The 12760-nt window shown below is 66.2% G+C and carries 12 protein-coding genes; 6 read left to right on the top strand and 6 right to left on the bottom strand.

Annotated features, from left to right (window positions below; genetic code table 11):
* The first annotated feature begins 175 nt into the window (after positions 1–175).
* The 5 genes from recA (at position 176) to ACFFU4_RS11760 (ending at position 5225) form a co-directional block, all read left to right on the top strand.
* Positions 176–1249: a recombinase RecA gene (gene recA / locus ACFFU4_RS11740; protein WP_377069956.1), complete on the top strand. Its 1074-nt coding sequence runs from the start codon at positions 176–178 to the stop codon at positions 1247–1249.
* Positions 1250–1351: 102 nt separating this feature from the next.
* Positions 1352–4015 (top strand): alanine--tRNA ligase, encoded by a 2664-nt coding sequence (gene alaS / locus ACFFU4_RS11745; RefSeq protein ID WP_377069957.1) that lies wholly within the window; start codon positions 1352–1354, stop codon positions 4013–4015.
* A 9-nt stretch (positions 4016–4024) separates the two neighbouring features.
* Positions 4025–4309: a DUF1330 domain-containing protein gene (locus ACFFU4_RS11750; protein ID WP_377069958.1), complete on the top strand. Its 285-nt coding sequence runs from the start codon at positions 4025–4027 to the stop codon at positions 4307–4309.
* 34 nt (positions 4310–4343) lie between these two features.
* Complete coding sequence (locus tag ACFFU4_RS11755; protein WP_377069959.1) at positions 4344–4631, top strand: DUF1330 domain-containing protein; 288 nt, start codon at positions 4344–4346, stop codon at positions 4629–4631.
* A 48-nt stretch (positions 4632–4679) separates the two neighbouring features.
* Positions 4680–5225 (top strand): histidine phosphatase family protein, encoded by a 546-nt coding sequence (locus tag ACFFU4_RS11760; protein ID WP_377069960.1) that lies wholly within the window; start codon positions 4680–4682, stop codon positions 5223–5225.
* A 4-nt stretch (positions 5226–5229) separates the two neighbouring features.
* Here the strand turns inward: ACFFU4_RS11760 and ACFFU4_RS11765 are convergent, their stop codons facing one another.
* From ACFFU4_RS11765 to ssb, 3 genes are all read right to left on the bottom strand, one after another.
* On the bottom strand, positions 5230–5883 hold the full coding sequence (locus ACFFU4_RS11765; RefSeq protein ID WP_377069961.1) for a DUF6639 family protein: 654 nt from the start codon (positions 5881–5883) through the stop codon (positions 5230–5232).
* Between the two features lie 160 nt (positions 5884–6043).
* Positions 6044–7864 carry a translational GTPase TypA gene (typA, locus tag ACFFU4_RS11770; protein WP_377069962.1) on the bottom strand — a complete coding sequence of 607 codons (1821 nt, stop codon included), beginning with the start codon at positions 7862–7864 and terminating at the stop codon, positions 6044–6046.
* An 88-nt stretch (positions 7865–7952) separates the two neighbouring features.
* Positions 7953–8444 carry a single-stranded DNA-binding protein gene (ssb, locus tag ACFFU4_RS11775; RefSeq protein WP_377069963.1) on the bottom strand — a complete coding sequence of 164 codons (492 nt, stop codon included), beginning with the start codon at positions 8442–8444 and terminating at the stop codon, positions 7953–7955.
* A 187-nt stretch (positions 8445–8631) separates the two neighbouring features.
* Between ssb and ACFFU4_RS11780 the strand changes: the two genes are divergently transcribed.
* Positions 8632–9225: a lytic transglycosylase domain-containing protein gene (locus tag ACFFU4_RS11780; RefSeq protein WP_377069964.1), complete on the top strand. Its 594-nt coding sequence runs from the start codon at positions 8632–8634 to the stop codon at positions 9223–9225.
* Between the two features lie 8 nt (positions 9226–9233).
* On the opposite strand, the gene ACFFU4_RS11785 is transcribed toward ACFFU4_RS11780, so the two are convergent.
* From ACFFU4_RS11785 to ACFFU4_RS11795, 3 genes are all read right to left on the bottom strand, one after another.
* Positions 9234–10892 carry an ABC transporter substrate-binding protein gene (locus ACFFU4_RS11785; protein ID WP_377069965.1) on the bottom strand — a complete coding sequence of 553 codons (1659 nt, stop codon included), beginning with the start codon at positions 10890–10892 and terminating at the stop codon, positions 9234–9236.
* 71 nt (positions 10893–10963) lie between these two features.
* On the bottom strand, positions 10964–11788 hold the full coding sequence (locus ACFFU4_RS11790; RefSeq protein ID WP_377069966.1) for an AraC family transcriptional regulator: 825 nt from the start codon (positions 11786–11788) through the stop codon (positions 10964–10966).
* A gap of 93 nt (positions 11789–11881) precedes the next feature.
* Entirely contained in the window at positions 11882–12721 is an 840-nt protein-coding gene (locus ACFFU4_RS11795) for an AAA family ATPase (RefSeq protein WP_377069967.1), read from the bottom strand.
* Between the last annotated feature and the right edge of the window lie 39 nt (positions 12722–12760).

Below are 12760 nucleotides of genomic sequence, written 5' to 3' on the forward strand. Positions count from 1 at the left end.
CTGGCCGTCGACTGTCCGATCAGCGTCAACGATGTCTTAACCTCTCGGGGCGATGCTGTCATCACCGAGATTGTCCCTTGTCATGGCACATGTTTTGCCCCATGAATGGGAACAATACAAGAACACAGGCGGGCATTGCTGCCCTTCCCGGGGTGTGAAATAACGGAGCGACGCAATGGCAACGGCAGACCTTCTTTCAATGGACAACAAGCGCATGGCGGACAAGCAGAAGGCGCTCGACAGCGCGCTGGCACAGATCGAACGGCAGTTCGGCAAGGGCTCGATCATGAGGATGGGCGGCGACAATCCCGTCACCGATATCGAGGCCACCTCCACCGGCTCCATCGGCCTCGACATCGCGCTCGGCATCGGGGGCATCCCGAAGGGCCGCGTGGTGGAGATTTACGGGCCCGAAAGCTCGGGCAAGACCACGCTCACGCTGCATTGCGTGGCCGAGGAACAGAAAAAGGGCGGTGTCTGTGCCTTCGTCGATGCCGAACATGCGCTCGACCCGATCTATGCGCGCAAGCTCGGCGTCGATCTCGACGAACTGCTCATCTCGCAGCCCGATACCGGCGAACAGGCGCTCGAGATCGTCGATACGCTGGTGCGCTCCGGCGCGGTGAGCCTGATCGTGGTCGATTCGGTCGCCGCGCTCACCCCCAAGGCCGAGCTTGAGGGCGAGATGGGCGACAGCAACGTGGGCGTCCACGCGCGCCTCATGAGCCAGGCGATGCGCAAGCTCACCGGCTCGATCAGCCGCACCAAGTGCACGGTGGTGTTCATCAACCAGATTCGCATGAAGATCGGCGTGATGTTCGGCAGCCCCGAGACCACGACCGGCGGCAACGCGCTCAAGTTCTACAGTTCCGTGCGCCTCGATATCCGCCGTATCGGTGCGGTCAAGGACCGTGACGAGGTGGTTGGCAACGCGACCCGTGTCAAGGTGGTCAAGAACAAGGTGGCACCACCCTTCAAGCAGGTGGAGTTCGACATCATGTATGGCGAGGGCATTTCCAAGACCGGCGAATTGCTCGACATGGGCGTGAAGGCGGGCATCGTCGACAAGTCGGGGAGCTGGTTCAGCTACGGCGACGAACGCATCGGGCAGGGGCGCGAGAACGCCAAGACCTTCCTCAAGGAAAACCGGCAGGTCGCGACCGAGATAGAGGACAAGATCCGTGCGGCGCACGGGCTCGATTTCGACATGGCAGACGACACCGGCTCCGGCTCGGTCGTGGAGGGCTGAACGTGGGGGTGCGGCAGCGGGCTTTGGGCTGTGGACACCGGCGGCGCTGAGGGCTAAATCGTCACGGATGTCCCGACACCCCAAGCCGGAAGCCGCACAGTCATGCCCACGCTCAACGAAATACGCAGCGCATTCCTCGATTTCTTCGAGCGCAACGATCACCGTGTCGTCGAAAGCTCGCCGCTGGTTCCGCGCAACGACCCGACGCTGATGTTCACCAATTCCGGGATGGTGCAGTTCAAGAACTGTTTCACCGGGGTCGAGCATCGCGACTACAGTCGCGCCGCGACCAGTCAGAAATGCGTGCGCGCGGGCGGCAAGCACAACGATCTCGACAACGTGGGCTATACGGCACGGCACCATACGTTCTTTGAAATGCTGGGAAATTTCAGCTTTGGCGACTATTTCAAGGAACAGGCCATCCCCTATGCCTGGGATTTGCTGACCCGCGATTTCGGCCTCGACAGATCGAAGCTTCTGGTGACGATCTACCACACCGACGACGAGGCCGCCGATATCTGGAAAAAGTACGCGGGGCTTCCGGATGAGCGGATCATCCGCATCGCAAGCGATGACAATTTCTGGTCGATGGGGTCGACCGGCCCATGCGGGCCCTGCACCGAAATCTTCTACGATCACGGCCCCGACGTGTGGGGCGGCCCACCGGGCAGCGCGGACGAGGACGGCGACCGCTTCATCGAGATCTGGAACCTCGTCTTCATGCAGAACGAGCGGTTCGAGGATGGCTCCATGCGCCCGCTCGACATGCAGTCCATCGACACCGGCATGGGGCTCGAACGGATCGGCGCCCTGTTGCAGGGCAAGCACGATAATTACGACACCGACCTGATGCGCCACCTGATTGAGGCGAGCGCGCATGCCACGAGCACCGGTCCCGACGGGCCGGGGCGCGTGCATCACCGGGTGATCGCCGACCACCTGCGCTCGACCTCTTTCCTGATCGCCGACGGCGTCATGCCCTCCAACGAGGGCCGCGGCTACGTGCTGCGCCGGATCATGCGCCGCGCCATGCGCCATGCGCACATGCTCGGCGCGAAGGAGCCGGTGATGCACCGGCTGGTGCCCGCGTTGGTGGCGCAGATGGGGCAGGCCTTCCCCGAGCTGGGCCGCGCGCAGGCGCTCGTCACCGAGACGCTGCGCCTCGAGGAAACCCGGTTCCGCCAGACGCTGGAGCGCGGCCTGCGACTCCTGGAGGACGAACTCGGCCACCTACCGGAGGGCGTGGCGCTGCCGGGCGAGTCGGCGTTCCGGCTCTACGACACGTTCGGCTTCCCGTTGGACCTGACGCAGGATGCCCTGCGCGAGAAGGGCCGCGAAGTGGATATCACGGGCTTCGAGGCGGCGATGGCCGAACAGAAGGCCAAGGCGCGCGCCGCCTGGGCCGGATCGGGGGAGACGACCGATCAGCAGGTGTGGTTCGAGATCGCCGAGAGCCACGGCGTCACCGAGTTCCTCGGCTACGGGACCGAGCGCGCCGAGGGGCGCATCGTGACGCTGGTCCACGACGGGTCCGAGGTGTCACAGGCCACGTGTGATACGCGCGTGCAGATCGTGCTCAACCAGACGCCGTTCTATGCCGAGGCCGGTGGGCAGGTCGGCGATACCGGGGCGATCGAGACCGAAAGCGGGCGCGCCCGTGTGACCGATTGCAAGAAGGCCGCGGGAGTGTTCGTGCATTTCGCCGAGGTCGAGGAGGGCGAGATCAAGGCGGGCGAGGCGGCGCGGCTCGAGGTCGATCACGACCGGCGCAGCACCATCCGCGCCAACCATTCGGCCACGCATCTGTTGCACGAGGCGCTTCGGCGCGCCCTCGGGCCACACGTGGCGCAGCGCGGCAGCCTCAACGCGCCGGACCGGCTGCGCTTTGACTTTTCTCACGCCTCGGCGCTGGACCCCGGCGACATCGCCCGCGTCGAGGCCGAGGTCAATGCCTATATCCGCCAGAACAGCCCCGTGGAGACGCGGATCATGACGCCCGACGACGCCCGCGCCATCGGTGCGCAGGCGCTCTTCGGCGAGAAATATGGCGACGAGGTGCGCGTCGTTGCGATGGGGTGGCTGGACGGATCGGGCAAGGGCGCGGACGGCCAAACCTACTCGATCGAGCTGTGTGGCGGCACTCATGTGCGGCGCACCGGCGATATCGGCACCTTCGCCGTGATTGGCGAGGGTGCGTCGAGCGCCGGGGTGCGCCGGATCGAGGCGCTGACCGGGGCGGCGGCGTTCGACCATCTTTCGGCACGCAGCAGCGGCCTCGCGACCTTGGCTGGCGATCTGAAGACCCGCGCAGAGGACGTGCCGGAGCGCGTCCACGCGCTGATCGAGGAGCGCCGCGCGCTGGCCAACGAGGTCGCGCAACTGCGCCGGGAACTGGCGATGGCGGGCGGGTCCGCCGGTGAGGCAGGCCCGGTGCCGCGCGAGCTGGGCGGCGTGCCGTTCCTGTCGCAGGTGCTGTCGGGCGTGCAGGGGCGCGACCTGCCGCCGCTTATCGACGAGCACAAGGCGCGGATGGAAAGCGGTGCCATCTTGCTTATTGCCGATACCGGCGGCAAGGTGGCTGTGGCGGCGGGCGTGACCGCCGATCTGACGGGTCGCATCTCGGCGGTGGACCTCGTGCGTGCGGCAGTGCCCGCGCTCGGCGGCAAGGGCGGCGGTGGCCGTCCCGACATGGCGCAGGGCGGCGGCAGCGATATCGGCGGCGCCGAGGCGGCGATCAAGGCGGTGGAGGAGGTTCTGTCCTCCTGAGGAGGGGGAATGAGCGCCTATATCATCGGTCGGATCACCATCACCGACCCTCAGGACTACGCCGCCTATGCCGAGCAGACCGAGGCGCTTGCGAAGCAGTTCGGCGGTCGGTTTCTGGTCAAGGGAGGGGCGCAAACGGTGATCGAGGGCAACTGCCCCGACCGCCACGTCATCATCGCGTTTCCTGACCGGCAGGCCGCGCTCGACTGGTACAATTCCGACGAGTACCGGCGTATCCTGCCGCTTGCCCTGTCGGCGGCGAGCCGCGACCTCGTGATCGTTGACGGGGTCTGACCTTCACTTCGAATTTTTGCGAAAGGACATTTCCATGCCTGCACTCTGGATCGCTCATGTCACCGTCACCGACGCCGACGCCTATGGCCGCTACGCGGCCTTGGCCGGGCCCGCGATCGCGGCGTATGGCGGCGAGTTCCTGGCGCGCGGCGGGCGTTACCTGCAACTCGAGGGGCGCGAGCATGCGCGCAACGTGGTGGCGCGCTTTCCCAGCCTCGAGGCGGCGGAGGCGTGCTATCACAGCACCGAGTACCAGCAGGCGCTTGACCATGCCCGCGGCGCGTCCGAGCGTGACCTGGTGATCGTCGAGACGACCGGCTAGACGCGCCCCGCAACCGTCCTACCTCCTGCTGCGGCAATGGGGGCGCGCATGAGGATTGTTCTGACGATATGGTTGGCCATTGCCGTCACCGCGGTGGAGGCGCAACCCGTCGGGATGCTTTCGCAGCCTGGCGTGGTGGCGCTCATGCGCCATGCGCTCGCGCCCGGGACAGGTGATCCGGAAGGGTTCGACCTTGGGTCCTGCGCCACGCAGCGCAACTTGGATGCCCGGGGCCGCGCGCAGGCGCGGCATACCGGCGCGGCGCTGCGCGGAGCCGGCATTCGCTTTGATGCAGTCTGGACCAGCCAGTGGTGCCGCACGCGCGAGACGGCGACGCTTCTGGACATGGGGAACCCCGAGGAAAGACCGGCGCTCAACTCGTTCTATGGCGGGCGGGGGGACCGCGCCGGGCAGATCAGGGCCATAGGCGTGCAGATCGCGGCACTGCCGCGCGATACGCGGCTGTTGATCGTGACCCATCAGGTCAACATCACCGCGCTCACCGGTCTTGGCGTGGCCTCGGGCGAGATCATTGTCACCCGCCGCACGAGTGACGGTCTGGAGCCGGTGGGAAGCTTCGTGATCTCGCCCTGAGCCATCAGGGGTGAGGGCGGTCGAACAGGACGGTGCCGTCGAGGATTTGCCTGGAATATGCGCAGGCGTCGCCGCGCGCGCTCAGATGCGTCCAGGCATTCAGGGCAAAGCGGTTGGGGTTCATCATCAGCATGATGGCGCTCACCGAGGCACGGTTGCCGGGCTCATCCGGCGTCTGCCGGGCTTCGATCCGGTGCCGGTGGGCCTCTGGCAGGCCGGCAATCTGCTGCGTGTAGGCGAAGTACTCGCTGGTGGCCAGGCAGTCGCCATAGGGGCACGGCGTCCGGTCATAGAGAGCATGGGACAGCTCATGGCGGATGACGCTGGCGAAAAACGGTCCGATCGGCACCTCTCGGAAGATGCTGTCGGAGGCCCGCATCGCCTGCATCGCCTCGGGCGTCAGCACGTCGATCCGATCAATGCCGCAGTGATACAGCCCCAGACAGCCCCGCTCCGTCTTTGTCACCGCGGTGATGGTCACGGCGGCGAGCGCAGGAAAATCGCAGGCCGCAAAGGCCGCCAGGGCGGTCTCGGAGTGTCGGCAGATGCGCTGCGCCAGCGCCGGATCATCGGCCACGGCGGTGACCGTGCCAGCGGTGCAGCGCAGCGTCTCCGCCGTTGATGCGACCGCAGCGGTCGCGAGGGCGGCGGCCAGCATGAAGGATGCGGCTTTCATAAGGTCTGCCTAGAGTGTGTCGCGTTCATCTGCATTCACGCGGCACACTCTGAATTATTGATTTCGCATGTTCAAGGAGCTCAAAACCGGTTCCCACTTTTGAGCAACATGCTTTCGCAAGCGCGAGACGAAGAGTGAAGTTTCAGCCCTGTTTCGCGGCGCGCTTGCGCTCGTGCGGGTCGAGATGGCGCTTGCGCAGGCGGATCGCGTTCGGTGTCACCTCCACCAACTCGTCATCGTTGATATAGGCGATCGCCTCTTCGAGGCTGAGGGTGATCGGCGTGGTCAGGCGCACCGCCTCGTCGGTGCCGGAGGCGCGCACGTTGGTGAGCTTCTTGCCCTTGAGCGGGTTGACCTCGAGATCGTTCTCGCGGCTGTGCTCGCCGATGATCATGCCCTCGTAGACCTTGGCCTGCGCGCCGATGAACATGCGCCCGCGCTCTTCGAGGTTCCACAGCGCGTAGGCCACCGCCTCGCCGGATTCCATCGAGATGAGCACGCCCGCACGGCGCCCCGGGATCGGTCCGCGATGCGATACCCAGCCGTGAAAGACGCGGTTGAGCACGCCGGTGCCGCGCGTGTCGGTCAGGAACTCGCCGTGATACCCGATCAGCCCGCGTGACGGCACATGCGCCACGATCCGGGTCTTGCCCGCGCCCGAGGGCTTCATCTCGACGAGATCGCCCTTGCGCGGACCGGTGATCTTCTCGATCACCGCGCCGGTGAACTCGTCATCCACGTCGATGGTGACTTCCTCGACCGGCTCCAGCCGCGCGCCGTCCTCGCCCTCGCGCATGAGCACCTGCGGGCGCGTGATGCTGAGCTCGAACCCCTCGCGGCGCATGTTCTCGATCAGAACGCCCATCTGCAATTCGCCACGCCCCGCCACGTCGAAGGCCTCGCCACCCGGGGTGTCGCTGACCTTGATGGCGACGTTCGATTCGGCCTCCTTCATCAGCCGCTCGCGGATCACCCGGCTCTGGACCTTCTTGCCGTCGCGACCGGCGAGCGGGCTGTCATTGATGCCGAAGGTGACCGAGATGGTGGGCGGGTCGATCGGCTGCGCCGCGATCGGCTCGTCCACAGCGAGCGCGCAGATCGTGTCGGCCACGGTGGCCTTGGACATGCCCGCGATGGTGACGATGTCGCCGGCGCTGGCCTCGTCGATATCCTGGCTGGCGAGGCCGCGGAACGCCTGGATGCGGCTCACGCGGAACTGCTCGATCTTCTGGCCGATGCGGCTGAGGGCCTGCACGGTCTGACCGACCTTGAGCCGCCCCGATTCGACGCGACCCGTAAGGATACGCCCGACGAACGGATCGGCACCGAGCGTGGTGGCGAGCATCCGGAAATCGTCATTCGCGTGGGCGATCTGCCGCGGCGCGGGGACATGGTTGACGATCAGGTCAAAGAGCGCCGAGAGATCGCGGCGCGGCCCGTCGAGCGCGTGATCTGCCCAGCCGTTGAGCCCCGAGGCGTACATGTGCGGAAAATCGAGCTGATCGTCGTTGGCGTCGAGGTTGGCAAAAAGGTCGAACACCTCGTTGAGCACCCGGTCTGGCTCGGCGGCGGGCTTGTCGGCCTTGTTGAGCACGACGATGGGCCGCAGCCCCAGGCGCAGCGCCTTGGAGGTGACGAACTTGGTCTGCGGCATCGGGCCTTCGGCGGCATCGACGAGCAGCACCACGCCATCGACCATGCTCAGGATACGCTCGACTTCGCCGCCGAAATCGGCATGGCCCGGGGTATCGACGATGTTGATGCGGGTACCCTTCCACACCACCGAGGTGGGCTTGGCGAAGATGGTGATGCCGCGCTCGCGCTCGAGGGCGTTGCTGTCCATAGCGCGCTCGTCCACCGCCTGACCGGCGCGAAAGGCGCCGGACTGCTTGAGCAACTCGTCCACGAGCGTTGTCTTGCCGTGGTCGACATGGGCGATTATGGCGATGTTGCGCATATCCATTGGGCTATGTCCTGATCCTGTTCCGTCTGCGCCTTAGACGCCGCGACGCAGAATGACCAGAGGCAAAGCGGCCCGGGTGGGCTCGGGATCAGAACGGGATCTCGTCATCCATGTCGCCGGAGGGACGGCCGGACGGGGCCCCGCCGCCGTAATCGCCGCCGCCATAGCCCTGGTCGCGGTCGCTGCCATAGCCACCGCCACCACCGCCGCCGCCACTGCCGGCATCGCCGCGTCCATCCAGCATCGTCAGGACGCCGCCCAGCCCCGCCACGACCACATCGGTCGAATACCGGTCCTGACCCGACTGGTCCTGCCACTTGCGGGTCTGCAATTGGCCCTCGACATAGACCTTGGAGCCCTTGCGCAGGTATTGCTCGGCCACGCGCACCAGACCGTCACCGCGCAGCGTGACATTGTGCCATTCGGTGCGTTCGCGTCGTTCGCCGGTGTTGCGGTCCTTCCACGTCTCGGAGGTTGCGATACGCAGGTTGCACAGCTTGCCGCCATCCTGGAACGTTCGCACCTCCGGGTCGCGGCCCAGGTTGCCGATGATGATCACCTTGTTGACGGAGCCGGCCATCATGCCCTCCTTGTTCTCGCTATTGCCTTGTCTCCGGTTACACCACTGCAACAGCATGAAGGAAAGGTTAAAATTCGCCTCCGGGCGGCGATTTCCCGCGCTTCGGATGGCTCAGGGCGGAAAGGGCTCGAAAATCGCGCGGAATCCTGTATGTTCCGCCGGAAACGGATCGGGGGATCTAGAGACAATGCGCTGGATACTGGTGACGCTGGTCGCCGTGCTGGCCCTGCCGCTGGCGGGTCATGCCGACACGCTCTCGACAAAGGGGCGGCTCGACGTGTTCGCGTCGCAGGCGCGCGTTCTCGACCGGCGCGAACGGCAGGAGCGCAAGAGCACCGTGCAACTCGAACGCCCCGGCTTTGTCACGCCGACGATATGGGGCGACCTCTCGCCGTCGCCGCTGTTCAAGGGCAGCTATCGGGGCCCCTATCTCGAGATCGCGAAGCTGGCGGCGCGGCGCCATGGCGTCCCCGAGCACATGTTCCTGCGGCTGGTGCAGCAGGAATCGGGATGGCGTGCCGATGCGGTGTCGCACAAGGGCGCGATCGGGTTGGCGCAACTCATGCCGAAGACGGCGCGGTTGCTGGGCGTCGATCCGCGCGATCCGCGCCAGAATCTTGAGGGTGGCGCGCGTTACCTCGCCGCACAATACCGCAAGTTCGGCTCGTGGCGGCTGGCGCTGGCGGCGTATAACGCCGGGCCGGGGGCGGTCGAGAAATACAATGATGTGCCCCCCTTCAAGGAAACGCGCAATTACGTGCGTGTGATCCTCGGGAGCTGAGCTATTGCTCAGGCCGAAAACCCGATCTTGTAGAGATGAATCTCGTGCGCGGGGTGCTTGGCGGAATTCACGACGCGACCATTGTGATGGTTGTGCAGGTCGCGCCAATAGGGCTGGATGATCACCCCCTCCTCGCGCAGGATCGACTGAAGCCGCGCCATGATCCGGCGGCGGGCATCGGCATCGAAGATAGCGTTGGCTTCGTCAAGCAGGGCGTCGAACCCGTCATCGGCAAAGCCGGTTTCATTCCAGGCGGCCCCCGAGCGGTAGGCCAGCCCGAGCACCTGCAGGGCGAGCGGGCGGTGGTTCCACTGCGTGCCGGAGAACGGATACTCGCGCCAATTGGACCAGAACGTGGCTCCCGGCATGATCCGGCGTTTCACCCTCAGGCCCGCATCGCGAAGTTGCGCGGCGACCGCGTCGCCGCTGTAACGCTGCCATTCGTCGTCAAGGGTAACAAGCTCGTGCTTGAACCCCATGAGCCCGGCCTGCGTGATCAGGCGGCGCGCCTCGGCCGGGTCGTATGCGACCGGGCCGAGATCGGCATGGGCGGGGTGCAGGGGGCTGACGTGATCGTTGGCGGCAACGGTACCGCGGCCCTCGTGGCCCAGCTCGAGGCAGATCGCGTTGTCCACCGCCAGCGCCAGCGCGCGGCGCACGCCCCGGCGGGCATATGGATTGGTGCCGACGATGCGTGCATTCTGCGCGCCGCGAAACACGATGGTGGCGGTGCTCTCGACGCGGGTGGCAATCCAGCCGATGGCATCCATCGCCGGAATGAAGGCCCCGACGCTCTCGTAGAGAAGGTCGATCTCGTCGGCCTCCGCGGCGGCGAGCCAAGTGGTCGGGTTGGTTCCGAGGTCGATGAATTCCACCCGGTCGAGCCATGGGCCGCCGAACACCTCCGTTCCCCACCAGCGATGAGCCCTGTTGCGCTCGAGGATGCAGCGTTGGCCGACGGCATGGCTGACAGGTTGGAACGGACCCGTGCCGACGCCGTGCGCGAAGGGATCGCCGCCCTCATAGCTGTGATGCACGATCGCCGCCGGGTAATCCGACATGCTGGCGATGAGTGAGATATCGGGGCGGTGGAGGTGCAGGACCACGGTCAGCGGGTCGGTGATCTCGATCGCGCCCGGGTGTGCCTGCCCGGTGGCCGGGTCGATCAGCGCCGGGAACCGGCTGGCCATGGAATTGCCCGGCGCGGTGCTGTCGCACCAGCGTGTGATGTTGTGCGCCACATCGCGTGCGGTGAACGCATCGCCATTGTTCCAGCGCACGCCCGGACGCAGGCGCAGCACGTAGCGCGTGGCATCGGCGCTCACGTCCCAGCTCTCGAGCAGCATGCCGTGAAACGTGCCATCGCGGCGGTACTCCACAAGATATTCGAGAAACCCGCGGGTCAGGTTGCCCATCTCGCTCCAGTCGAAGCTGCGCGGATCACCGAGCGGCTTGACGTTCTGCTGGATGCGCAGCGTGCCGCCGGGCACGATTGCGGGCTCGGCGCTTGACCGGCCCGGCAATCCGGCAAGCGACAGAGCCGCCGCCGCGCCCAGCCCGAGTGCCGTGGCGTGGCCCAGAAATGCACGTCGCCCCATTCGGCCCGCGCGAAGATCGTTGCACAGCGAGGCGAGGCCGGGATGGCGGGGCGGGGCGGGGCGCGGCATAGTGGATTCTCTCGCTTGGACTGCGCTCCATTAGAAACCGGCCTGCCTGTGCACGCAAGCCGAACTGGCGGTCAGATCACATGCCGGGCCGTGGCAGCGGCGGGGGATGCGGCGCGTGCGCGGGCGTCGCTGCGCAAATCCGACGGGGTCTTGCCGGTGTGGTGCAGGATGAATCGCGAGAAATAGGCGGCGCTGCCAAAGCCCAGATCGGCGGCGATATGCGCCATGGGCCGCTCGCCAGCCTCGATCAGGTCCCGCGCAGCATGCAGGCTTCGCTCGGTCAGCAACTCGGCGGCGCTCAGCCCCGAGAGGCGGCGGCAGACGCGCGTCAGATGCGTCGGTGTCACGCCCAGTGTGCGGGCGTGGTCGGCCATGCTTCGGGTGCCGGCGTGGTGGCGTTCGATCAGCGCGGCATAGGCCCGCACCAGTCGCTCGGCGGCACCGGGGGCAGGCTCCTCGGGCTGCGAGAGCATGGCACGGCGCAGCCAGACGCTCATCAGCGCTGCCTGCGCGTCCACCGCCTCTTCCGAGAACGGGCGCGCGTCGTTCTGCTCGCGCTGCATCGCCTCGAAGATCGCGGTCAATTCGTTCTGGCCCATCACGTCGCGGACGCGCAGGTGTTCCGGCCGGTCGGGCATCGGCGCGGCGGCCTGCGCAGGCATCTCGCAGACCAGGCCGAATCCCGTCTTGCCCGGGTCGAGCGAGAACATCGTCCCCGCCGGCAGCACCAGCGCGTTGTGCACGCCGATACCGCGGCGCACCCCTTCGACCATGGCGATGCCTTGCCCGCGTGTCATCCACACAAGCGCGTGATGCGGGCAGGAATGTTGCAGGGTAAGCCGCCACTCGGCACCGTGCGCCCATTGCACGAGCGTCATCACCTTTGCATGATCCATGCGCACCCCCTTGATCGGAAAGATCGCCTTTGGACTATGGGTGGCACGGATTACGCCCAATGTCAGGGGTAAAATGCCTGAATCTGGAAATTCTCAGCGCCCGCGCCGCGCCATGAAGGCGAGCCTTTCGAAGAGATGGACATCCTGCTCGTTCTTCAAGAGCGCGCCGTGAAGCCGGGGCAGGGCGTCGGCCCCCTCGCGGCGCAGATCCTCTGGCGTGAGGTCCTCGGCGAGGATCAGCTTGAGCCAGTCGAGCACCTCGGAGGTCGAGGGTTTTTTCCTGAGCCCCGGCGTGTCGCGAATCTCGTAGAACTGCGTGAGCGCGGTGGCGAGGAGTTCCTGCTTTATGCCGGGGTGGTGCACGCCGACGATTCGCCTGAGCGTCTCGGCCTCGGGAAACCGGATGTAGTGGAAGAAACAGCGCCGCAGGAAGGCGTCGGGCAGTTCCTTTTCATTGTTGGAGGTGATGATGATCACCGGGCGATGACGCGCGCGGACCGTCTCGCCGGTCTCGTAGACGTGAAATTCCATCCGGTCGAGTTCCTGCAACAGGTCGTTCGGAAACTCGATATCGGCCTTGTCGATCTCGTCGATCAGGAGAACCGCGCGCTCCTCGGCGGCGAACGCCTCCCACAGCTTGCCGCGGCGGATGTAGTTGGCCACGTCGTGCACGCGCGCATCGCCCAACTGGCTGTCGCGCAGCCGGCTGACGGCATCGTATTCATAGAGCCCCTGAGCCGCGCGGGTAGTGGACTTGATGTGCCACTCGATGAGTTCCATTCCCATCGCCTGCGCCACCTGCCGGGCAAGCTCGGTCTTGCCGGTGCCCGGCTCGCCCTTGACGAGGAGCGGCCGCTCGAGCGTGACGGCGGCATTCACCGCCACGGTCAGGTCGCCGGTGGCGACATAGGCATCGGTTCCTTCGAATTTCATCGGTCGCTCGGCCCCTTCGTGCGCGGAAATGGAAACAAT

Source organism: Roseovarius ramblicola, from assembly GCF_042430665.1.
Lineage (GTDB): Bacteria > Pseudomonadota > Alphaproteobacteria > Rhodobacterales > Rhodobacteraceae > Roseovarius > Roseovarius ramblicola.

What these genes read in the sequence shown, in the direction of transcription:
- alaS (WP_377069957.1), top strand. Translation starts at nt 1,352, where the DNA reads ATGCCCACGCTCAACGAAATACGCAGCGCATTCCTCGATTTCTTCGAG.
- ACFFU4_RS11790 (WP_377069966.1), bottom strand. Translation starts at nt 11,788, where the DNA reads ATGGATCATGCAAAGGTGATGACGCTCGTGCAATGGGCGCACGGTGCC.
- ssb (WP_377069963.1), bottom strand. Translation starts at nt 8,444, where the DNA reads ATGGCCGGCTCCGTCAACAAGGTGATCATCATCGGCAACCTGGGCCGC.
- recA (WP_377069956.1), top strand. Translation starts at nt 176, where the DNA reads ATGGCAACGGCAGACCTTCTTTCAATGGACAACAAGCGCATGGCGGAC.
- ACFFU4_RS11755 (WP_377069959.1), top strand. Translation starts at nt 4,344, where the DNA reads ATGCCTGCACTCTGGATCGCTCATGTCACCGTCACCGACGCCGACGCC.
- ACFFU4_RS11760 (WP_377069960.1), top strand. Translation starts at nt 4,680, where the DNA reads ATGAGGATTGTTCTGACGATATGGTTGGCCATTGCCGTCACCGCGGTG.
- ACFFU4_RS11765 (WP_377069961.1), bottom strand. Translation starts at nt 5,883, where the DNA reads ATGCTGGCCGCCGCCCTCGCGACCGCTGCGGTCGCATCAACGGCGGAG.
- ACFFU4_RS11785 (WP_377069965.1), bottom strand. Translation starts at nt 10,892, where the DNA reads ATGCCGCGCCCCGCCCCGCCCCGCCATCCCGGCCTCGCCTCGCTGTGC.
- ACFFU4_RS11750 (WP_377069958.1), top strand. Translation starts at nt 4,025, where the DNA reads ATGAGCGCCTATATCATCGGTCGGATCACCATCACCGACCCTCAGGAC.
- ACFFU4_RS11780 (WP_377069964.1), top strand. Translation starts at nt 8,632, where the DNA reads ATGCGCTGGATACTGGTGACGCTGGTCGCCGTGCTGGCCCTGCCGCTG.
- ACFFU4_RS11795 (WP_377069967.1), bottom strand. Translation starts at nt 12,721, where the DNA reads ATGAAATTCGAAGGAACCGATGCCTATGTCGCCACCGGCGACCTGACC.
- typA (WP_377069962.1), bottom strand. Translation starts at nt 7,864, where the DNA reads ATGGATATGCGCAACATCGCCATAATCGCCCATGTCGACCACGGCAAG.